The organism is Streptomyces sp. NBC_00683 (assembly GCF_036226745.1).
Taxonomy (GTDB): Bacteria; Actinomycetota; Actinomycetes; order Streptomycetales; family Streptomycetaceae; genus Streptomyces.
Genome location: NZ_CP109013.1, coordinates 3,751,682 through 3,773,275 on the forward strand (window position 1 = coordinate 3,751,682; position 21,594 = coordinate 3,773,275).

19 protein-coding genes are annotated in these 21,594 nt (G+C 72.0%); 5 read left to right on the plus strand and 14 right to left on the minus strand.

Features of this window, described 5'->3' with window-relative positions; translation table 11 throughout:
* The first annotated feature begins 11 nt into the window (after positions 1–11).
* Both OG257_RS16620 and OG257_RS16625 read left to right on the plus strand, forming a co-directional pair.
* Positions 12–848 carry an ABC transporter ATP-binding protein gene (locus OG257_RS16620; protein ID WP_329208482.1) on the plus strand — a complete coding sequence of 279 codons (837 nt, stop codon included), beginning with the start codon at positions 12–14 and terminating at the stop codon, positions 846–848.
* Positions 845–2,488 (plus strand): transporter, encoded by a 1,644-nt coding sequence (locus OG257_RS16625; RefSeq protein WP_329208483.1) that lies wholly within the window; start codon positions 845–847, stop codon positions 2,486–2,488. The genes OG257_RS16620 and OG257_RS16625 overlap by 4 nt, the downstream gene beginning before the upstream one ends.
* A gap of 29 nt (positions 2,489–2,517) precedes the next feature.
* On the opposite strand, the gene OG257_RS16630 is transcribed toward OG257_RS16625, so the two are convergent.
* Together OG257_RS16630 and OG257_RS16635 are read right to left on the minus strand one after the other, a co-directional pair.
* Positions 2,518–3,411, minus strand: coding sequence for an alpha/beta fold hydrolase (locus OG257_RS16630; protein ID WP_329208484.1), 894 nt, complete (start codon positions 3,409–3,411; stop codon positions 2,518–2,520).
* Between the two features lie 638 nt (positions 3,412–4,049).
* Positions 4,050–4,742, minus strand: a complete 693-nt coding sequence (locus OG257_RS16635; protein WP_329208485.1) for a metal-dependent transcriptional regulator — start codon at positions 4,740–4,742, stop codon at positions 4,050–4,052.
* A gap of 188 nt (positions 4,743–4,930) precedes the next feature.
* On the opposite strand from OG257_RS16635, the gene OG257_RS16640 reads away from it, so the two are divergent.
* Entirely contained in the window at positions 4,931–5,686 is a 756-nt protein-coding gene (locus tag OG257_RS16640; RefSeq protein WP_329208486.1) for an SIS domain-containing protein, read from the plus strand.
* Positions 5,687–5,747: 61 nt separating this feature from the next.
* Here the strand turns inward: OG257_RS16640 and OG257_RS16645 are convergent, their stop codons facing one another.
* Together OG257_RS16645 and pdxH are read right to left on the minus strand one after the other, a co-directional pair.
* Complete coding sequence (locus tag OG257_RS16645) at positions 5,748–7,148, minus strand: PAS domain-containing protein (protein ID WP_329208487.1); 1,401 nt, start codon at positions 7,146–7,148, stop codon at positions 5,748–5,750.
* Between the two features lie 381 nt (positions 7,149–7,529).
* The gene (gene pdxH / locus OG257_RS16650) at positions 7,530–8,156 is read right to left on the minus strand and encodes a pyridoxamine 5'-phosphate oxidase (RefSeq protein ID WP_329208488.1); all 627 of its coding nucleotides are present in this window, start codon (positions 8,154–8,156) and stop codon (positions 7,530–7,532) included.
* Positions 8,157–8,415: 259 nt separating this feature from the next.
* On the opposite strand from pdxH, the gene OG257_RS16655 reads away from it, so the two are divergent.
* On the plus strand, positions 8,416–9,525 hold the full coding sequence (locus OG257_RS16655) for a citrate synthase 2 (protein ID WP_329208489.1): 1,110 nt from the start codon (positions 8,416–8,418) through the stop codon (positions 9,523–9,525).
* Between the two features lie 132 nt (positions 9,526–9,657).
* Here OG257_RS16655 and OG257_RS16660 read toward each other — a convergent pair whose 3' ends face one another.
* The 10 genes from OG257_RS16660 to OG257_RS16705 form a co-directional block, all read right to left on the minus strand.
* A complete protein-coding gene (locus tag OG257_RS16660) occupies positions 9,658–9,987 on the minus strand; it encodes a hypothetical protein (RefSeq protein ID WP_329208490.1) in 330 nt (109 codons plus the stop codon).
* 65 nt (positions 9,988–10,052) lie between these two features.
* Positions 10,053–10,667 (minus strand): TetR/AcrR family transcriptional regulator, encoded by a 615-nt coding sequence (locus tag OG257_RS16665; RefSeq protein ID WP_329208491.1) that lies wholly within the window; start codon positions 10,665–10,667, stop codon positions 10,053–10,055.
* A complete protein-coding gene (locus OG257_RS16670) occupies positions 10,655–11,389 on the minus strand; it encodes an enoyl-CoA hydratase family protein (RefSeq protein ID WP_329208492.1) in 735 nt (244 codons plus the stop codon). Before OG257_RS16670 ends, OG257_RS16665 begins: the two co-directional genes overlap by 13 nt.
* Positions 11,386–12,963, minus strand: a complete 1,578-nt coding sequence (locus OG257_RS16675) for a 4-coumarate--CoA ligase family protein (RefSeq protein WP_329208493.1) — start codon at positions 12,961–12,963, stop codon at positions 11,386–11,388. Before OG257_RS16675 ends, OG257_RS16670 begins: the two co-directional genes overlap by 4 nt.
* 130 nt (positions 12,964–13,093) lie before the next feature.
* Positions 13,094–14,257, minus strand: a complete 1,164-nt coding sequence (locus OG257_RS16680; protein WP_329208494.1) for an acyl-CoA dehydrogenase family protein — start codon at positions 14,255–14,257, stop codon at positions 13,094–13,096.
* A complete protein-coding gene (locus OG257_RS16685; protein ID WP_329208495.1) occupies positions 14,254–16,227 on the minus strand; it encodes an acetyl/propionyl/methylcrotonyl-CoA carboxylase subunit alpha in 1,974 nt (657 codons plus the stop codon). The genes OG257_RS16680 and OG257_RS16685 overlap by 4 nt, the downstream gene beginning before the upstream one ends.
* A gap of 7 nt (positions 16,228–16,234) precedes the next feature.
* Positions 16,235–17,833, minus strand: a complete 1,599-nt coding sequence (locus OG257_RS16690) for an acyl-CoA carboxylase subunit beta (RefSeq protein ID WP_329208496.1) — start codon at positions 17,831–17,833, stop codon at positions 16,235–16,237.
* Positions 17,830–19,533 carry an acyclic terpene utilization AtuA family protein gene (locus OG257_RS16695; RefSeq protein ID WP_329208497.1) on the minus strand — a complete coding sequence of 568 codons (1,704 nt, stop codon included), beginning with the start codon at positions 19,531–19,533 and terminating at the stop codon, positions 17,830–17,832. Before OG257_RS16695 ends, OG257_RS16690 begins: the two co-directional genes overlap by 4 nt.
* Entirely contained in the window at positions 19,530–20,336 is an 807-nt protein-coding gene (locus OG257_RS16700; RefSeq protein ID WP_329208498.1) for a TIGR03084 family metal-binding protein, read from the minus strand. Before OG257_RS16700 ends, OG257_RS16695 begins: the two co-directional genes overlap by 4 nt.
* A gap of 168 nt (positions 20,337–20,504) precedes the next feature.
* On the minus strand, positions 20,505–20,876 hold the full coding sequence (locus OG257_RS16705; RefSeq protein ID WP_329208499.1) for a signal peptidase I: 372 nt from the start codon (positions 20,874–20,876) through the stop codon (positions 20,505–20,507).
* A 123-nt stretch (positions 20,877–20,999) separates the two neighbouring features.
* Between OG257_RS16705 and OG257_RS16710 the strand changes: the two genes are divergently transcribed.
* Positions 21,000–21,509 carry a hypothetical protein gene (locus OG257_RS16710; protein WP_329208500.1) on the plus strand — a complete coding sequence of 170 codons (510 nt, stop codon included), beginning with the start codon at positions 21,000–21,002 and terminating at the stop codon, positions 21,507–21,509.
* The last annotated feature ends 85 nt before the right edge of the window (positions 21,510–21,594 follow it).

A 21,594-nucleotide genomic window follows, 5' to 3' on the forward strand; every position in this document is an offset into this window, starting at 1 on the left:
AAGGCAGTGGCATGCCGGACCATGCGGACACGGACAGCGGAACCGTGACGGACAACACGGTCATCTCCGGCGCGGTGGTGGGCGCGCCCGCTGTGCGGGTACAGGGGCTGTGGAAGCGGTTCGGCGAACAGGTCGCGGTCGCCGGGATCGATCTCGAGCTGCCCGCAGGCAAGTTCGTCGGCCTGGTGGGCCCCAACGGCGCGGGCAAGACCACCACGCTCTCGATGGTGACCGGGCTGCTCAGGCCGGACATGGGGAAGATCGAGGTCGGCGGGCACGACGTCTGGCGGGACCCGGTAGCGGTGAAGGCAAGGATCGGGGTGCTTCCCGAGGGACTGCGGCTCTTCGAGCGGCTCTCGGGGCGTGAACTCCTCGCGTACATCGGGCGGTTGCGCGGCCTGCCGGGCGCAGAGGTCGACAAGCGGGCCACCCAGCTGCTCGACGTGCTCGATCTGGCGGGTGCCCAGCACAAGCTGGTCGTGGACTACTCGACCGGGATGCGCAAGAAGATCGGTCTGGCGGCCGCGCTGCTGCACAACCCCGAAGTCCTCTTCCTCGACGAGCCGTTCGAGGGCGTCGACCCGGTGTCGGCGCAGACCATTCGCGGCGTTCTGGAGCGCTACACGCGCTCCGGCGCCACCGTCGTCTTCTCCAGCCATGTGATGGAGCTCGTCGAGTCGCTCTGCGACTGGGTGGCCGTCATGGCGGCGGGCCGGATCCGGGCCCACGGCACGCTGGCCGAGGTGCGCGGCGACGCGTCCTCGCTGCAGGACGCGTTCCTCGAACTGGTCGGCGCGGGCAGCCGGGACACCGGGGAGTCCCTGGACTGGCTGGGCGGCACCCGATGACCGTGCTCGACGCACCCGTGGGGTCCACCGTCCCGGCCGTCGGTGGCCACGGCCTCGTCCCCGTCTTCGTACAACTCAAGCTGACGCTGCTGCGCAACGGTCTGCGCCAGTCGTCCGGGCGGCGGGCCGCCTATGTCGCGTCCCTCGTCGTCACCGTGCTGCTCGCCGTGGGCCAGGTGATCGGGCTGGTCGTGCTGCGCGGCAACGCCCAGGCGGAGACCCTCGTGGTCCTGATGACCGCGGTGGTCGCGCTCGGCTGGGCGGTGATGCCGCTGTTCTTCCCGAGCGGCGACGAGACCCTCGACCCGAGCCGGCTGGTCATGCTTCCGCTGCGGCCCCGCCCGCTGATCGGGGCGCTGCTGGTGGCCTCGCTGATCGGTATCGGGCCGCTCTTCACACTCGCCCTGGTTCTCGGCTCGGTGATCGCCGTGGCACGGGGCTGGGCGGCGGTGGTGACCTCGGTCGTCGCCGTACCGCTGACGCTGCTGGTCTGCGTGGCGCTGGCCCGGTCCGTGGCCACGGCCAACATCCGGCTGCTGACCTCCCGCAAGGGCCGCGATCTCGCGGTGCTCAGCGGGCTGGTGATCGGGGTGGGCATCCAGTTCGTCAACTTCGGTGCGCAGCGCCTGGGCCGGGCGGGCGGGCTGTCCTCGCTCGAACCGCTCGCGGACGTGGTGCGCTGGCTGCCGCCGGCCTCGGCACTCGGCGCGGTGGGGTCCGCGTCCGAGGGGGCGTACGGGACGGCTCTCGCGCAACTGCTGCTCTCCGTGCTCGCCCTGGGTGCCCTGGGGTGGCTGTGGCAACGGAGCCTGGTGAAGCTGATGACGTCACCGGACGGTTCCACGATCGCCGCCGCCGAGCCTGCCTCCAAGCGGTCCGGAGCCGGCCGCTCCGGACTCTTCGCGCTGCTTCCCGAGGGGCGTACGGGGACGGTGATGGAGCGGAGTCTGCGGTACATCGCGCGGGACCCGAAGACGAAGGCGACCTGGGTGACGGCACTGGCGATCGGTCTGATCGTGCCGGTGCTCAACGCGGTCCAGGGGACCGGCTCGGTCTACCTCGCCTCCTTCGCGGCGGGGATGCTCGGCATGCAGATGTACAACCAGTTCGGGCAGGACACCTCCGCCTTCTGGATGGTGGCGCAGACGATCTCCTCGCCCCGGGACGCCTACCTCGAACTGCGGGCGCGGGCACTGGCGCTGCTGCTGATCACCCTGCCGTACACGGCTCTGGTGACGGTCGTGAACGCGGCGGTGCTCGGGGACTGGGCGACGCTGCCGGCGGGTCTGGGGCTGTCGTTCGCCCTGCTGGGCGGGATGCTCGCGACGGGCGCCATGGCCTCGGTGCTGTTCCCCTACTCGATCCCGCAGGACGGTGCGTTCAAGAACGTGGCGCCGGGGCAGGGCGGGCTGGCCTGGATCTCCATCCTCGGCGGGATGGTGACGGCCGGACTGCTCTGCGGGCCCGTGATCGGGCTGACGATCTGGCTGCACACGGCCGGACTGCGGGATTGGCTGTGGCTGGTGCTGCCCGTGGGCACGGTGTACGGGGCCTTCATCGGGTGGCTGGGGGTACGGCTGGCCGCGCCCCGCGCGGCGGACCGGCTCCCGGAGATCCTGACCGCGGTCAGCAAGGGCTGAGGGGCCGGGCCGCCGGAGCAGTCGGCCCGTCAGGGGCTGACGGGCTCCCTGTCGTCCCGGAAGTCCTCGGCGAGCTGCTCCAGGAACGGCTCCACCGCCGTGCGCCAGCCCTCCGGCTGGTCGTAGTGGACGAGGTGGCCGGCATCGGCCACCTCCGCGTACTGCCCGCGCGGCAGGACGCGGACCATTTCCTGGGCCTCGGCCCGGCCGAGCTCGCCGTCGAGGCCGCGCAGGACCAGGGCGGGGCACTGGACCTGCGCCAGCTCCTCCCAGTGGGCGTCGTAGACCCAGGTCGCCCGGGACCGGAGCATCTGGCGGCGGGAGAAGACGGGGCGCCAGCCGTCGGACCGCTCGGCCATCACCTCGGCGAAGAACTCACCGCGGGACGGATTGGGCCGCTCCACCCAGGGGTCGTCCTCGCCGAACCACTTCCGTACGTCGGCGAGGGTCGCGAAGGGGACCGGCCACGCGTCGAACCAGTCCTCCCATTCCCGTTGCGAGGCGGCCCCGAGCGCGGAGGCCCGCATGTCGCAGATGATCAGGGCCTTGACGAGGTCGGGGCGCTTGGCCGCGAGCTGCCACGCGGTGAGAGCGCCCATCGAATGTCCGATGAGGGTGACGGGCGCGAGACCGAGCTGTTCGATCGCCGCCTCGGCGTCGGCGACGTACGCGTCACGGGTGTAGGGCCCCTCGGCCGGCTTCTCGCTGCGGCCGTGCCCGCGCTGGTCGAGGCCGACGGGCCGGTGCCGCTCGGAGAGCCAGCGGGCTGTGGAGGACCAGTGCGTGGCGCGTCCCATCAGCCCGTGGAGCAATAAGATCCCGGGGGCGCGCTCGGCCTCCGCGCGCCCTTTGGGCGGATCGGCGAAATCCCAGGCGGCAAGGCGTACGCCGTCGGATCCGGTCACATCAATGCGCCGCACCATAGGTTCTGGCACCCCCTTCTGGTCCTCGATCACCGTGTGGTCGCCTCCGCCAGACTATCGAACCTTTATTCGAAAATCGGGTTCCGACTCGTAACACCCCACGTTCGAGTGACAGCCCTCCAGGATTGACGCCCGCCACTGCGGGGAGACCTTCTGCGGGAAGCGGACCGCTCGGGGACAGGGGTCCGTGGGGACTGACCTTGAGAGCTCGGGGCTCCAGGTCAGCGCAGGGGAGGACCGGCCCCGGCGCCCTCGGGCGCCGGGGCCTTCCCCTGTTCCGGAACAGATCGGTCCGCGCTCACGCGGAGCTGCCGGGGCGCGCCACCCGCGCCGTACGGCCATCAGGGCGCCCGGGAGCGCGGCAGCCACCTCGCGGTGCACATGCCAGTACGACGGGCGCATTCCCTGCTCCCTCCCCGACCGCGCGGCAGGCTCTGCCGACACTCTCAGGTCATATGCCTGGCCACAGCCTGGCACGCGATTCGCCCGGGCGCTGCGATTCCGGACGGAAAACAGAAAGCGGGCTTTACTGGTCCACTTCTGCACGTGCATCTGCATCCGCGACTGCAATCGCAAGGCCGTCGAGGCCCTGCCCGCCGAAGCCCCGAAGAGGCCCCGGCGAAGCCTTGGCCAGGCCTTTAGCGCTTGGCGACGAAGACGTGCGAGGCGACCTCGGAGTCCAGCTCCGCCGCCTCACCGCTGGAACCGACCAGCACGCCGCCGGGCGACTCCGTCACGCTGACCACCGAGCCGGGCTGCACGCCCGCCCGCCGCAGCGTGTACATCAGCTGGGCGTCCGTCTGGATCGGCTCACCGATCCGGCGCACCACCACGGTCTTGCCCTCCGCGCCCGGGTCGAGCTCGGACAGGCTCACCATGCCCTCGTCCAGGAACGGATCGGCCTCCGCCTGCTCGCCCAGCTCCTCCAGGCCCGGGATCGGGTTCCCGTACGGAGACTCCGTCGGGTGCCGCAGCAGCTCCAGCACCCGGCGCTCCACGGCCTCACTCATCACGTGCTCCCAGCGACAGGCCTCGGCGTGGACCTGCTCCCACTCCAGACCGATCACGTCGACGAGCAGGCACTCGGCGAGCCGGTGCTTGCGCATCACGCGCGTCGCGAGGCGGCGCCCCTCGTCGGTCAATTCCAGATGGCGGTCACCCGCGACCTGGACGAGCCCGTCCCGCTCCATGCGCGCCACCGTCTGGCTGACCGTCGGACCGCTCTGGTCCAGCCGTTCCGCGATCCGGGCGCGCATCGGGACCACGCCTTCCTCTTCGAGCTCGAGGATGGTGCGGAGATACATCTCCGTTGTATCGATCAGTCCGGACATACGTGCCCCTCGATGCTGTGACATGAAGTCGTCGTGCGATGGCCCTGCACCAATTCTGACGCATAGCAACGACAACCGTGCCGCCGCGGCGGCAGCCGGTGCACCGGAGCGGTATTGACAGCCCACTGGTCCAGACCGCAACGTGATCCGCGGCACGGACACCCCACCCCGTAGGAAAGGCCTCCTCGATGAGCGACAGCACGCTTGCCGGTCAGTTCTTCGACGCAGCGATCGGCCTGTTGGAGCGTGTGCGCGACGAGGAGTCCGCCGCCGTCGCGGCCGCCGGTGCCGCGATCGCCGACACCGTCGCCGCGGGCGGCCGGCTCTTCGCCTTCGGGGCGGGGCACTCCTCCCTCGCCGCACAGGACGTCGTCTACCGGGCGGGCGGATTCGCCCTGATGAACCTGCTCGCCGTCCCCGGCACCGTCGGCGTCGACGTCATGCCGGCCACGCTCGGCTCCGCGCTGGAGCGGGTGGACGGTCTCGCGAGCGCCGTGCTCGACTCCAGCCCCGCGACGTCCGGCGACCTCCTCGTGATCATCTCCCTGTCGGGGCGCAACGCGCTGCCCGTGGAGATGGCGCAGAACGCCCGGGCGCTCGGGCTGACGGTCATCGGCGTCACCTCGGTCGCGTACGCGACGGGCACCCGGTCGCGGCACACCTCGGGGGGATTCCTGCGGGACCACTGCGACATCGTCCTCGACAGCAAGATCTCGATCGGTGACGCGGAACTGACGGCGGACGGGATCGAGGCGCCGTTCGCGCCCGCGTCGACGGTCGTCACCAGTGCGCTGATGCAGGCGATGATGGCCACCGCCGCGGAGGAGCTGGTCGCCCGGGGGATCGAGCCGCCGCTGCTGCGGTCGGGGAACGTGGACGGCGGGCACGAGTGGAACGGTCGCGTGATGCGGGAGTACGGGGACCGGATCTTCTACCGGCACTGAGCGGTGCCACGGACCGAGCGGCGCGGAGCGGCGCCCCGGACCGGGGTGCACGGTTCCGTCCTCACACGCCCGACGGGTCGCCGCCGCCGGCGGTCAGGCGCGCCAGGTCCACCGCCGAGGCGACCCGGACCGCCACGCTCTCCGCGTACATCGCGTCCGGGCGTTCGAACGCGCTGCGGCTCCCCGAGCGCAGGAACGTCACCACGCCCAGCGTCCGCCCCCGGCTCCGCAGCACCGCGCACAGCGCGTGCACCGCATCCCGCGGCCACTGGCGTTCCACCGCCCACTCCTCGCCCGCCCCGGCCCGCGCGCTGGCCCGTACCGAGCCCGTACGCTCCACCGCCTGCAGGGCAGGGTGCCCCGGCCCGTACCGCACCGGGATCGAGCCGCCCGACACCGGCAGGCACGGGCCCGGCGCGTCGGCCGGCGTCGCCGCGGCCCGCACCAGCCGCTCCCCCGCCAGCAGATCGACCACCACATGGTCGGCGAACCCGGCCAGGGCGAAGTCCAGCGAGGAGGTCGCCGCCTCCATGGGGTCCTCGCACTCGGCCGCCTGGCGGGCCGCCCGGTGCAGCTGGTTCGACCGGAAGCGCACCCGGTCCGCCTCCTGCTCCGCGAGCTTCGCCGCCGTCACGTCCCGGAACAGCCAGCCGACCCCCAGCGGGACCGGTTCCTCGGCCAGGGGCGACGCCAGCCGCAGGAACCCGCTGCGCCAGCAGCGCCGCCGGTCGCCCTCGGCCGTCCTGAGCGTCACCCACAGCTCCGCGGGCGCGGGCGGCGACCCCTCGGCGAGCACGTGCTGCAGCGCGCCCTCCAGGTCCTCGACCCCCTGGACGACCAGTTCGCCCAGCGGACGTCCCAGCAGCGCCGTACGCCCGCCTCCCAGCGCCCGCGCGGCGTAGGAGTTGACGACGGTCGGCCGCAGATCGACATCGACGAGGACGACACCCCACGACGCGTCCTCGAACAACGCCTCGCTCAGCGCGATGGACCGCTCCAGATCGATCTGCGCGTGCACCTCACTGAACGCGCAGTACACCCCGGCCGGCTTCCCGCCCTCGCCGCGCACCCCGGAGGACTGCGTCCGTACGAGCACCCGCCCGCCGTCCTTGCGCAGCAGCGCGAACTCGTGGACCTGCCGCCCGGGGGCGTCCATGGCGGACATCAGCCGGCCCTGCACGTCCCCCGCGTCCGCGCTCCGCACCGCCCACCCGGCGAATCCGCTCCGCCCCACGGCTTCCCCGGCGGACCAGCCGAGAATCCGCTCGGCCTCACGGTTCCAGTGGGTGATCGTGCCGTGGGCGTCGAACGCGCAGAGCGCGGCGTCCATCCCGTCGAGCAGCGCCGCGAGCAACTGGGACCCGGGGATCGCAACCGCACGGGGCTCGCGCCCGGGGTCCGGCTCGGGGTCCTCGTCGGGTCCGAGCGCGTCGGTGGTTCCACTGCTCCTGGAAGCACTCACTCCGTACCCCCCGCAGGACGTGTTCCGCATTGCCGCACGTCAGACCATTGAACTCGAACGTGAGCCACCGCACAGCCACTTCCGCGAAATCCGGCGGCCATCCGATCCCCGATAAATGGCTTGTGTCTCCCGGGACGGGTTCCTAGGCTGTGGTCACACGTCGAAAGGAGGTGATCCGAAAAGTGCAGTCTTATCGGATTCGTGAGGTGGCTGCGGGCTGACAGCCCGTCGTCGCACACAGTGCACCTCGGCAGGCTGTCTGCCGAAACCCAAGCAGTCACCGACCCGCAGGCTCGCCGGTAAGTCCGGCCGGCTCCTCCGCAAGGAGGGACCAGAGCCTGCGGGTTTCTGCGTGTCCGGGGCCCGGTGGGGCCCAGGGCCCTACGGGCAGAGCCGCTCCACGGTCCAGTCCTCGCCCTCGCGTACGTAGCGCAGCCGGTCGTGCAGCCGGTTCTCGTGGCCCTGCCAGAACTCGATCGTCTCCGGTACGACGCGGAAGCCGCCCCACTGCGGGGGTGCGGGGACCTTCTCGCCCTCCGGGTAGCGGGCGGCCAGCTCCTCGTAGCGCGTCACCAGCTCCTCGCGGGAGCCGATCACCGTGGACTGCTCGCTCGCCCAGGCGCCGAGCTGGGAGCCGTGCGGGCGGGTACGGAAGTAGGCGACCGTCTCCTCGCGGCCGACGCGGACCGCGGTGCCGGTGACGATGACCTGGCGGGCCAGCGGGTGCCAGGGGAAGAGCAGCGAGACGTAGTGGTTCGCGGTCAGCTCCCGGCCCTTGCGGGAGCCGTAATTGGTGAAGAAGACGAAACCGCGGTCGTCGTAGTGCTTCAGCAGCACCGTGCGGGAGGACGGCCGGCCCTCGGGCGTGGCCGTGGAGACCACCATCGCGTTCGGCTCGTGGAGTGCGCCGCCCCCGGCGACCTGGCGGAACCAGTGGGCGAACTGGTCCATCGGATCGGCGGCGAGGTCCTTCTCGGTGAAGTCCTCGGAGCGGTACTGCTCGCGCATCGCGGCCGGATCGGTGGTGCAATCGGAGGCAGAGGCGCGAGAGGAGGCGGAAGCGGAAGACGGAGTGGCATCAGCTGTGGGCACGGGGCCATCCTGCCGCAGCGGGTCGGTGTGCCGGGCCGGTAGGGGGCACAACCGCCCGCCGGAGCAACCCGGTGCTGTGCGGGATGTCACCCTTCCCCGCATCGTGGGTACCCGCCAGTATCGAGAGCGGGCCTCCGTGGCCTGCATACAGCCGCCGAGCCGAGGGAGCCGCCCGATGTCCGACTTCGTACCCGGACTTGAAGGAGTCGTCGCGTTCGAGACGGAGATCGCCGAGCCCGACAAGGAAGGCGGCTCGCTCCGCTACCGCGGCGTCGACATCGAGGACCTCGTCGGCCATGTGTCGTTCGGCAACGTCTGGGGTCTGCTGGTCGACGGGGCGTTCAACCCCGGCCTGCCGCCCGCCGAACCGTTCCCGATCCCCGTGCACTCCGGCGACATCCGTGTCGACGTGCAGTCCGCGCTCGCCATGCTGGCGCCCGTGTGGGGTCTCAAACCGCTGCTCGACATCGACGAGGAGACCGCCCGCAACGACCTGGCGCGGGCCGCGGTGATGGCCCTGTCGTACGTGGCCCAGTCGGCGCGCGGCCAGGGGCTGCCGATGGTTCCGCAGAGCGAGATCGACAAGGCACAGTCCGTCGTGGAACGGTTCATGATCCGCTGGCGCGGTGAGCCGGACCCCCGGCACGTGAAGGCGGTCGACGCCTACTGGACCTCTGCGGCCGAGCACGGCATGAACGCCTCGACGTTCACCGCCCGCGTCATCGCGTCGACCGGCGCGGACGTGTCGGCGGCGCTGTCGGGTGCGGTGGGCGCGATGTCGGGTCCGCTGCACGGTGGTGCCCCGTCCCGGGTCCTCGGCATGATCGAGGAGATCGAGCGGACCGGCGACGCCACCGCGTACGTGAAGAAGGCCCTGGACAAGGGCGAACGGCTGATGGGCTTCGGCCACCGCGTCTACCGCGCCGAGGACCCGCGCGCCCGCGTCCTGCGGCGTACGGCCCGCGAGCTGGCGGCGCCGCGCTTCGAGGTGGCGGAGGCGCTGGAGAAGGCCGCCCTCGAGGAGCTGCACGCCAGGCGCCCGGACCGGGTGCTGGCGACGAACGTCGAGTTCTGGGCGGCGATCGTGCTGGACTTCGCGGAGGTCCCGGCGCACATGTTCACGTCGATGTTCAGCTGCGCCCGTACGGCGGGCTGGTCGGCACACATCCTGGAGCAGAAGCGGACGGGCCGGCTGGTGCGCCCCTCGGCGACGTACGTCGGTCCGGGTTCGCGCAACCCGCAGGAGATCCCGGGGTACGAGCAGCTCGCCGACCTGGGGAACTGACGGGAGCGGGGCGCCACGTTCCGCTGCTCACCGCGGGGTCGACATCTCTTCTGCCCTGGCTGCTCGGCGAGGCCGGCCTGTTCAAGGGGGGAACCGCGCGCAGGCGTGGGCGCGGTTTCCCCCTTGAGCCATTCATGCGTCGGGGTGGGTGCGCGGGAGTCCCAGTTCCGGCAGGTCGAGGTTGTCCTTGTGCCGGAACTCGGTGCAGCCGCACCTGTCGCCGTACTTCTGCTGGCTGTTGCCGTAGCTGTCGTTGTTCCAGGTGTGGTGCCCGTAATCGTGATGGCATTCGGTCGCCCTGCCTCGGGAGTGCTCGGGCTGTGCGTGCCCGCACGTGGCGCACAACGGGTACACGACCACAGGGCGCAGGATGGATCCGCTCCGCAGAATCACCACAAGGGCCACTGCGGCCGCGATGATCAAGACCATTCCTACGAGACCGACGACATGCTCCGCGCTCATGTTCAAGCCCCCGCTGTCAGTGCCGGCCGGCCCTGCGATCAGCCCGCCGATCGGTGGTTTCCACGCTACGGGGCAGGACTGACAGCGGGCCCCAGCGCCTCGTCCAGCAGCGCCGCCCACTGGGCCACGACCCTGCGCCGACGGGCTGTGTCGTCGGTGAGGACGTTGGCGAGGCCGAGGCCGCGGGCCATGTCGAGGAGGCCCTGGACCGTCTCGCGGACTCCGGGGCTGCTCTCGTCGGCGCCGAGGAGCTCGACGGCGATGCGGTGGGTCTCACGGCCCACGCGGGCCTCTAGTTCGGTGACGCGGGGACGGAGCTGCTCCTCGTTGGACGCGGCGACCCAGAGCTGCAGCGCGGCGCGGAAGAGCGGCCCCGTGTAGAGGTCGACGATGGCGGCGAGCACCGCCGGGCGGCCCTGGACGGGCAGGGCGCGCAGGGCGGCCGAGCGTTCCTCGGCGACGTACTCGACGGCGCCGGTGAACAGGTCCTCGCGGGTGGGGAAGTGGTGCTGGGCGGCGCCGCGCGACACCCCGGCGCGTTCGGCGACGACGGAGACGGTGGAGCCTGCCCAGCCGTGTTCGGCGAGGCAGGCGACCGCCGCTTCCAGGAGCCGTTGGCGGGTGGCCCGGCTCCTGTCCTGCTTGGGGGATTTCGGGTTCGGGGGCGTTACCACACCCATGCGGGGTCCCGTCGTTCGAGGAAGGCCGTCATCCCCTCCCGTGCCTCGGCGGAGGCGAACAGGGCCGCCGAGCGGGCGATGAGGTCTTCTGCGTGCTGGTCGAAACTCTCCCGCACAGTAGCCGTGGCCAGCTCCTTCGAGGCGGCCAGCCCCTGCGGCGACGCCCTGCGCAGTCCGTCCAGTACCGGTACGAGCGCCTTGTCCACGTCCTCGGCGGCGAGGCTCACGAGACCGATCCGCGCGGCTTCCGCCGCGTCGAAGCGTTCCCCGGTGAGGTAGTAGCGGGATGCCGCGCGGGGGTCCAGGCGGGGCAGCAGGGGCAGGGAGATGACTGCCGGGGCGAGGCCGAGGCGTGATTCGGTGAGCGCGAAGGAGGAGTCGGGGCCCGCGACCGAGATGTCGCAGGCGCCGAGCAGCCCGAGCCCGCCGGCCCGGACGTGCCCGGTGACCCGGGCGACGACCGGTTTGGGCAGGGTGACGATGCGCCGCATGAGGGCGACGAAGGCGTGCGGGTCGGCCGGCGCGGTGAGGTCGGCGCCCGCGCAGAACGTGTTGCCGGTGTGGGTGAGGATCACCGCCCGTACGGTGTCGTCCGCCGCGCAGTCGTCGAGTGCCCCGGCCAGTTCGGAGACGAGCCGTGCGCTCAGGGCGTTGCGGTTGGCCGGGGAGTCGAGCGTGAGGGTGGTGATGCCCCGCTCGTGGGCACGTTCCGCAAGGGTCATCGCTGCTTCTCCCTGTCGCGCAGTTCCCGTCGGAGGATCTTGCCCGAGGCCGCGCGGGGTACGGCCTCGATGAATTCCACCCGCCGGACCTTCTTGTACGGGGCGACCTGCCCGGCGACGTACGCCATGACGTCGTCGGCGGTGAGGTCCTGGGCGGCGGGCTGGCGTACGACGTAGGCCTTGGGGATCTCGTTGCCCTCGCTGTCGTACACCCCGATGACGGCGGCGTCCGCGACGGACTCGTGGGTCAGGAGCAGGGCCTCCAGGTCGGCGGGTGCGACCTGGTAGCCCTTGTACTTGATCAGTTCCTTCACCCGGTCGACGACGTGCAGCCAGCCGTCCGCGTCGACACGGCCGACGTCCCCGGTGTGCACCCAGCCGTCCGCGTCGATCATCTCGGCGGTGGCTTCGGGGCGTCCGAGGTAGCCCTTCATCACCTGGGGGCCGCGGATGAGGATCTCACCGTCGGTGCCTGTACCGACGTCCTTGCCGGGGTCCTCGATCGACACGATCCGCATCTCGGTGCTGGGCAGCAGCTTCCCGACGGCACCGGGCGGCGGGTTCTCGGCGTCCAGCGGCACGACGTGGGTGCCGGGCGAGAGTTCCGTCATTCCGTAGGCCTGGCGTACGGGCGGCAGGCCGAGGCGGGCCGAGCACGCGGCGGCGAGTTCGGCGTCCAGGGGGGCGGCGGCGCTGACGATGTACCGCAGCGAGGACAGGTCGTAGTTGCCGACGGCCGGGTGCTTGGCGAGGGCCAGGACGATGGGCGGGGCCACGTACAGCCCGCTGATGCGGTGCTCCTGGATGGCGCCGAGGAACTGGTCGAGGTCGAAGCGGGGCAGGACGACGACCGTGGCTCCGCAGCGCAGCGGGACGTTCATCAGGGCGGTCAGCCCGTATATGTGGAAGAAGGGAAGGACGGCCAGGATGCTGTCGCCGGGGCCCATGGGGATGAAGGGGCGCAACTGCTCCAGGTTGGTGCCGATGGAGCGGTGGGTGAGCATGACGCCCTTGGGGGTTCCGGTGGTCCCGGAGGAGTACGGGAGGGCGGCGATGTCCTCGGCGGGGTCGAACGCGATCTCGGGTTCCGGGGCGGTGGAGCCCAGCATGTCGAGTACGGAGGTGTGCCCGTCGGCCTGGTCGCAGACGAAGATCTCCTGGATGCCGCCCGCGAGTTCGGCCGCCCGGCGGGCCACGTCCAGGAACATGGACACGGTGACGATCCAGCGGGCGGCGGAGTCCTTCAGCTGCTTGGCGAACTCCTTGGCCGTGGCCAGCGGGTGCACGGTGGTGACGGAGGCTCCGGCGCGCGTGGCCCCGTAGAACACCGGGGGGTAGGCGATCGTGTTGGGGCTGTGCAGGGCGAGGACGTCGCCCTTGCGGAGTCCCGCTTCGGCGAGGTGGGCGGCGATGCGGCGGTGGAACGTGTCGAGCTGGCCGTAGGTGAGGGAGAGGCCGTTCGTACCGTCGATCAGGGCGACCGTGTCGCCGAATGCGGCGGCGTCGCCCAGTACCGCTTCGTGGATGGGTGTGTCGAGGGCCGGAACGTCTGCGTACTCACTGCGGAACACCATGGCGGTCCCCTGTCGTCGCGGTGCGGCGGGCGCGGGGCCCCGCTCCGAGGAGCGGGGCCGCCACGCGGGTGTGAAGAGACAGAATCGCCCCTGCCGTACGGAATGGGGAGACCCTGGACCACGTGCGTCCTCAGTACGACTTCGGCAGTCCCAGCGACTGGTGGGAGACGTAGTTCAGGATCATCTCCCTGCTGACGGGCGCGATGCGGGCCACGCGTGCCGCCGTGATCAGGGAGGCGAGGCCGTACTCGCGGGTGAGGCCGTTGCCGCCGAGGGTGTGGACGGCCTGGTCGACGGCCTTCACACAGGCTTCGCCGGCCGCGTACTTGGCCATGTTGGCGGCCTCGCCGGCGCCGATGTCGTCGCCCTCGTCGTACAGCCGGGCCGCCTTCTGCATCATGAGGCGGGCCAGTTCCAGCTCGATGTGGGCGATGGCGAGCGGGTGGGCTATGGCCTGGTGGGCACCGATGGGCGCCTTCCACACCTGGCGGGTGCGCGCGTACTCGACTGCCTTGCCGAGCGCGTACCTCCCCATCCCGATGCCGAACGCGGCCGTCATGATCCGCTCGGGGTTGAGCCCGGCGAACAGCTGGAGCAGTCCGGCGTCCTCATCACCCACCAGCGCGTCGGCGGGCAGCCGTACGTCGTCGAGGGTCAGCTCGAACTGCTTCTCCGGTGCGTGGAGTTCCATGTCGATCTGCGAGCGGCCGAAGCCGGGGGTTTCGCGCGGGACGATGAAGAGGCAGGGCTTGAGCGTGCCGGAACGCGCGTCCTCGGTGCGCCCGACGATGAGGGTGGCGTCCGCGATGTCGACGCCGGAGACGAAGACCTTGCGGCCGGTGAGGACCCAGCCTCCCCCGCTCTCGCGACGGGCGGTGGTGGTGATGCGGTGGGAGTTGGACCCGGCGTCGGGTTCGGTGATGCCGAAGGCCATGGTGAGGCTGCCGTCGGCGAGGCCGGGCAGCCATTGCTGCTTCTGGCTCCCGGTGCCGAAGCGGGCGATGACGGTGCCGCAGATGGCGGGCGACACGACCATCATCAGCAGGGGCGATCCGGCGGCGCCGAGCTCCTCCAGGACGATGGAGAGTTCGGCCATGCCGCCGCCTCCGCCGCCGTACTCCTCGGGAAGGTTGACGCCGAGGTAGCCGAGTTTGGCGGCGTCGCTCCACAGCTCGTGGGGGTGGGAGCCCTCGCGGATCACGGAGGTCATGTAGTCGCGCCCGTAACGCGTGCCGAGTGCGGCGACGGCGGCGCGCAGCGCCTTGTGCTCTTCGGTTTCGAGGACGGTGCTCATGCGTTCTCCTCCGGTGCGGCGGAATCCGGTGCGGCGGATCCCGTGTCTGCGGGTTCGGTGACGACGGCGAGCAGGGCGCCGACCTCGACCTGGTGGCCGGGGGCGGCGTGGAGCACGGTGAGGGTGCCGGAGGCCGGGGCGAGGATGCGGTGCTCCATCTTCATCGCCTCCAGCCAGATCAGCGGCTGTCCGGCTTCGACGGCCACGCCCGGTGCGAGCCCGTCCGCGAGGCGGACGACGGTGCCGGGCATGGGCGCGAGCAGGGAGCCGGGTTCGGTGCGTTCGGTGGGGTCGGTGAAGCGGGGCAGGGCGGTGAAGGTGTACGAGCCGCGGTCGCCGTCCACGTACACGCGCCCGTCGTGTTCGGCGACGGCGAAGTGCCGGGTGACGCCGCCCGTTTCGAGACGGACGCTGCCGGGTGCGGCGGAGACGACCCGTTCGCCGGATTCCGGCTGGAGTCCGCCGCGCCCGGTCCGGTAGGTGATCTCGTGCTCGCTGCCGTCGGGTTCGCCGCGGTAGCTCCTGGCCTGGGGCCGGGAGGCGAGGTTGCGCCAGGCGCCGAAGCGGGCGGGGCCCGAGGCGGGCCGGTCGGCGGCCCGGGCGAGGGCGGCGGCGGTCGCGGCGAGGCGCTGCTCCCCGGCGTCGGGCCCGGGGGTGAGGGCGGCGAGGTGCCGGTCGTAGAAGCCGGTGTCCGGCCGGGCGCCGGTGAAGTCCGGGTGGCGCAGGGACCGTACGAGCAGGTCCCGGTTGGTGACCGGCCCGTGGATGCGGGCGCGTTCGAGGGCGCGGGCGAGGAGGCGTACGGCTTCGGTACGGGTCGGCGCGTGCGCGATGACCTTGGCGAGCATCGGGTCGTAGTGCACCCCGACGGTGTCGCCGCCGGTGTATCCGGTGTCGAGGCGCAGCCCGGGCTCGTCCGGCACCTCCAGGGTGTGCAGCGCACCGGTCTGCGGCTGCCAGCCGGCGGCGGGGTCCTCGGCGTACAGCCGGGCCTCGACGGCGTGCCCGTGCGACTCCGGGGGCGTGGCGGCGGGCAGCGGTCCGCCCTCCGCTACCCGGAGCTGCAGGGCGACGAGGTCGAGCCCGAACACCGCCTCCGTGACGGGGTGTTCGACCTGGAGGCGGGTGTTCATCTCCAGGAAGTACGGGCGCCCTTCGGCCGATACGAGGAACTCGACCGTTCCCGCCCCCCGGTAGCCCACCGTCTGCGCGGCCGCGACCGCGGCGTCGTGCAGCCGCTGCCGCAGCGCGTCGTCGAGGCCGGGCGCGGGGGCCTCCTCGATGACTTTCTGGTGGCGGCGCTGGAGCGAGCAGTCGCGGGTGCCGAGCGCCCACACCGTTCCCCGGTCGTCCGCCATGATCTGGACCTCGACGTGCCGGCCGCGTTCGACGTACGGCTCGGCGAAGACCTCGCCGTCCCCGAAGGCCGAGGCGGCCTCCGCGGAGGCAGCGGTCAACTCACCGGGCAGGTCGGCGAGTTCCCGTACGATCCGCATCCCGCGTCCGCCGCCGCCCGCCGCCGCCTTGAGCAGCAGCGGAAGGTCCTCGGCGGTGGCGCGGCCCGGGTCGACGGGGGCGAGCAGAGGCACCTCGGCGGCGGCCATCAGCTCCTTGGCCCGGGTCTTGGACGCCATCAGCTCGATGGCCTTCACCGGCGGCCCCACCCATACGAGGCCCGCGTCCTGCACGGCCTGGGCGAATCCGGCGTTCTCGGAGAGGAAGCCGTACCCGGGGTGCACGGCGTCGGCGCCCGCCGCGAGGGCCGCGGCGACGACGAGGTCGCCGCGCAGATACGTATCGGCGGGTGCGGCCCCCGGGAGGCGCACGGCGCTGTCCGCCTCGCGTACGTGCAGGGCTCCGGCGTCCGCGTCCGAGTACACGGCGACGGTGGAGATGCCCAGTTCACGGCAGGTGCGGAAGATCCGGCAGGCGATCTCGCCGCGGTTGGCGACAAGGAGAGTGGTGATCATCTGTGCCTCACATCCGGAAGATGCCGAAGCCGCCGCGGGCGCCCTCGACCGGTGCCGTGTGGATCGCGGACAGGCACATCCCGAGGACGGTCCTGGTGTCGCGCGGGTCGATGACCCCGTCGTCGTACAGCCGCCCCGAGAGGAACATGGGCAGCGACTCCGACTCGATCTGCTGCTCCACCATGGCGCGCAGTCCCGCGTCGGCCTCGTCGTCGTAGGGCAGGCCCCTCGCGGCGGAGGAGGCGCGGGCGACGATCGACAGGACGCCGGCGAGCTGCTGGGGGCCCATGACGGCGGACTTGCTGCTGGGCCAGGCGAAGAGGAAGCGGGGGTCGTAGGCGCGGCCGCACATGCCGTAGTGACCGGCGCCGTAGGAGGCTCCCATCAGCACGGACAGGTGCGGGACCTTCGAGTTCGACACCGCGTTGATCATCATCGCGCCGTGCTTGATGATGCCGCCCTGCTCGTACTCCTTGCCGACCATGTAGCCGGTGGTGTTGTGCAGGAACAGGAGCGGGATGTCGCGCTGGTTGGCGAGCTGGATGAACTGCGCGGCCTTCTGCGACTCCTCGCTGAACAGCACGCCCTGGGCGTTGGCGAGGATGCCGACCGGATAGCCGTGCAGCCGCGCCCAGCCGGTGACCAGACTCGTCCCGTAGAGCGGCTTGAACGCGTCGAAGTCCGATCCGTCGATGAGCCGGGCGATGACCTCGCGCGGGTCGAAGGGGACCTTGAGGTCACCCGGGACGATCCCGACGAGTTCGTCCTCGTCGTACTTCGGCGGCTCCACGATCCCGGGATCGGGGTGCGCCTTGCGCCAGTTCAGCCGGGCGACGATCCGGCGGGCCTGGCGCAGCGCGTCGTGCTCGTCGAGCGCGAAGTGGTCGGCGAGCCCGGACGTGCGGGCGTGCATCTCGGCGCCGCCGAGCGATTCGTCGTCGCTCTCCTCGCCGGTGGCCATCTTCACCAGCGGCGGGCCGCCGAGGAAGACCTTCGACTGCTCCTTGATCATGACCGTGTGGTCGGACATGCCGGGGACGTACGCGCCACCGGCGGTGGAGTTCCCGAAGACGACGGCGACGGTGGGGATCCCGGCTGCCGACAGCCGGGTGAGGTCGCGGAACAGCGCGCCCCCCGGGATGAAGATCTCCTTCTGCGAGGGCAGGTCCGCCCCGCCCGACTCGACCAGGCTGATGCAGGGCAGCCGGTTGGCGAAGGCGATCTCGTTCGCCCGCAGGGCCTTCTTGAGCGTCCACGGGTTGGAGGCACCGCCGCGTACGGTCGGGTCGTTGGCGGTGATCAGGCACTCGACGCCCTCCACCACCCCGATCCCGGTGACGAGCGAGGCGCCGACCGCGTAGTCGCTGCCCCACGCGGCGAGCGGGGACAGTTCCAGGAACGGGGTGTCCGGGTCGACCAGCAGCTCGATCCGCTCGCGGGCCAGCAGCTTGCCGCGCTTGCGGTGCCGCGCCACGTACTTCTCGCCGCCGCCCGCGAGGGCCTTGGCGTGCTCGGTGTCGAGCTCGGCGAGCTTCGCGAGCATGGCCTCGCGGTGGGCGGCGTAGTCGGGCCCGGCGGTGTCGAGTGCGGTGGGCAGGACGGTCATGCGGTCACCTCCGGTTCTTCCAGGAGCGCTGCGGGGACGGGGAGATGACGGGACCGCAGCCACTCCCCCACCGCCTTGGCCTGCGGATCGAAGCGGGCCTGAGCGGCGACGCCCTCGCCGAGGAGGCCGTGGACGACGAAGTTCAGCGCCCGCAGGTTCGGCAGGACGTGGCGTACGACGGTGCGCCCGGCGGTCTCCGGGAGGAGCTCCTGGAAGCGGGCGACGGTCAGCTCGTGGGCCAGCCACCGCCACGCGTCGTCGCTGCGTACCCAGACACCCACGTTGGCGTCACCGCCCTTGTCGCCGCTGCGGGCTCCGGCGACGCGGCCGAGCGGTGCGGAGCGGGTGGGGCCGGGGGGCAGCGGCTCCGGGAGCCCGGGCTCCTCGACCTCTTCGAGCGCCCTGCACCGTACGGCCGGGGGCACGGCCTCCCGCTCCCCGTCCGGCAGGACGGCCACGTGCCCGACCTCGTCGGCCGGTACGTACGCGGCCTCGAACACTCCGTAGGGCGCGCCCTTCCCGGGCGGGGCTGTCACATGGAAGCCGGGGTAGCTGCCGAGCGCCAGCTCGACGGCCGCCCCGGACACCGCGCGCCCGACCGCTTCCGCGTCCCGGTCGCGGACGACGAGCCGCAGCAGGGCGCTTGCGGTCTCCTCGCTCGCGGCATCGGCCCGGTCGGTACGGGCCAGCTCCCACCGCACCTCGGCGGGCCGCCGCCCGCCGCGGGCCAGGGCGTCGGCGAACTGGTCCTGCACGAGCTGTGCCTTGGCCCCGATGTCGAGTCCGGTCAGCACGAAGACGACCTCGTTGCGCCAGCCGCCGATCCGGTTGAGCCCGACCTTGAGCGTGGGCGGCGGCGCCTCGCCCCGCACCCCGGAGATCCGTACCCGGTCCGGCCCGTCCTGCGTCAGCCGTACGGTGTCGAGCCGGGCGGTGACGTCCGGTCCGGCGTACCGGGCCCCGCCGGTCTCGTACAGCAGCTGGGCGGTGACGGTGCCGATGTCGACGACACCGCCCGTACCGTCGTGCTTGGTGATGACGCTCGACCCGTCCTCGTGGATCTCGGCGAGCGGGAACCCGGGCCTGCGCACGTCGTGATCACCGAAGAACGCGTAGTTCCCGCCGGTGGCCTGGGTCCCGCACTCCAGTACGTGACCGGCGACGACGGCCCCGGCGAGGGCGTCGTGGTCCTCGGCGCCCCAGCCGAAGTGGGCGGCGGCGGGCCCGGTGACGAGGGCGGCGTCGGTGACGCGTCCGGTGACGACGATGTCGGCCCCGGCACGCAGGCAGGCGGCGATCCCGGCGCCGCCGAGGTAGGCGTTGGCGGTGAGGAATCCGTCGGGCACGGGCCGGCTGTCGCCCTCGACATGTGCGACCCGTACGGGCACGCCCACCTTGTCGGCCAACTCCCTCACGGCGTCGGCGAGCCCGGACGGATTGAGCCCTCCCGCGTTGGCGACGATCTTCACGCCGCGTTCGTGGGCGAGCCCGAGGTTCTCCTCCAACTGCCGCAGAAACGTGGACGCGTACCCGCGTTCGGGGTCTTTCAGCCGGCTGCGCCCCAGGATCAGCATGGTCAGCTCGGCGAGGTAGTCCCCGGTCAGGACGTCGAGGGGACCGCCGGTGAGCATCTCCCGTACGGCGTCGAAGCGGTCGCCGTAGAAGCCGGAGGCGTTGCCGATGCGCAGCGGTCGCGTCATCGGTCCCCCTGCCGGGGGCGCCCGGGACCGGCGGGCCCGGCGAAGGCCTGCGCGATGTCCAGCCACCGCTCGGCGTCGGCGCCCACGGCGTGCAGGGCGAGGTCGTCGCGATGGGCGCGCTGGGTGACGAGCAGGCAGAAGTCGAGCAGGGGCCCGGTCACGCGCTGCGCGGCGTCCTCGGGCCCGTGGACGGCCAACTCGCCGTCCGGCCCCTCCAGTTCCACCCGGAACGGCTCGGCGGGAGGCTGTTCGCCGCGCACGAAGTAGGCGTAGTCCCGGGCCCGCACCCCGATCCTGGCGACATGCCGCAGCCTCGCGGTCGGTTTCCGTGTCACGCCGAGGGCATCGGCGACGTCCTGCCCGTGCGCCCAGGTCTCCATGAGCCGCGCGGTCGCCATCGAGGCGACGCTCATGGGCGGCCCGTACCAGGGGAACCTGGCCCCGGCGGGCGCGTCGCGCAGCGCCGTGTGAAGCAGCGCCCTGTCCTCCCGCCACTGCACGAGCAGGGCATCGGGCGGCAGGAGCGCCACCCTCTCGGCGGCTGCCTGATCGACGAAGGTCTCCGGGTCGGCGACCGCCCTGTCGACCTCGGCCGCGAAGGCGTCGGGCTCGGTGACGGCGATCAGCGCGACCTCGTCGGTCCAGTTCAGGTGAGCGATCTGATGGGCGACGGTCCACCCGACGGCGGGCGTCGGCCCGGCCCACCCCTCCGCGCTCAGTCCGGCTACCAGCAGGTCGAGTTCGTCGCTCTCCTGACGCAGATCCTCGAGTACGGCGGCTGTCACGGCCGATGCATCGGACACGGTGCGCTCCCTGGGGGCGTGGCGGTGTGCCCCGGAGCATGCCAGCGCCCCAGAAAACAAGCAAGCATGCTTGCATTATTTTCCCGCGGAGACCCCTCCGGAATCGGGAGCGGTTGTCGGCACCTCCACGCGGCCGGGCGCACGGAATGCGGAAATGAGCGCTCCCGATCAGGCGCCGCCGTCCACCCGGTAGCCGGGGACGGAGGGCCAGCGGACGGTGAGGACCACGGACTCCGCCTCCGCGTACCAGGAGTGGTCGATGCCCCGACCCCAGACGACGTAGTCACCCTGCCGGGCAAGCAGCACGCTTCTCCCGGGAAGCTCGACGCGGAACCGGCCGCTGATGAGGACCAGCAGGGCGGTGCGTTCCTCGCCGGTCACCCACCGGGCCCGCTCGTCGCCGCGCGGGTGTACACCCCATTTGATCTCCAGAGCCTCACTGCGCCGGGGATCACCGGCGTCCTTGAAATGCCCGAGCAGCCATCCCTGGTCGAGTGCCGCGTCCCGGCCGGCGTTGCCCACGTACACGCTGTCGCTCATGGCTCCGGAACGTAGCCGACGGTCAAAGGCGCCTACGCACGGTCCCGTCCGGTCTACCGTGGGCTGCCCGCAGATGCGGGGGACGCGGAGCGGGGGCTGATGGTCATGGAGCGGTCGGGTGGAGTGAGCCGGCGGGCGTGGCTCGCGCTGGGTGTCGGGGCCGCTGCCGCCGTCGCGGTCGGCGGCGGCGTGTACGCCCTCGGCGGCCCGACGGAGGCGCAGCAGGACGCCGAGCAGGTGCTCACGGATGTCGCCCCGCTGCAGGAGCAGTTCGGCGAGGCGGGACGGCTGTCGGACCCGCACTGGCTGGCGTACGACCCCGACGAGGCCGAGCGGAGCCGGGAGTTCCTGCCGAACCCGGACGCGCGCTACCGGGTGGTGGGCGTGGCACGGCTGCCCGTCGGCACGGGCGCGTCGATCGTGGCGACGCCTTCGTACGCCTTCGCGCCCGCCGATCCGGCGGACGTGCCTGACGCACTGACCCAGTTCCTGCCGGGGAAGGCGCGGTGGATGAGCAGTGCGGCCTTCGACCGGCTCCTGCTGGCTCCCGGCACGGGGGGCATTACCGGTGGCCGGTTCTTCCTGGACCCGTCGACGGACAGCCTGTATTTCGACGCGGTCGAACAGCCGTAGGCCCGCGGCAGGGCGGCCGAGTCGGCGGGTCACCCGGATGGCGAGATCGGGTGCCCTACATATGGCAGGTGGTACCCTGTGAGGC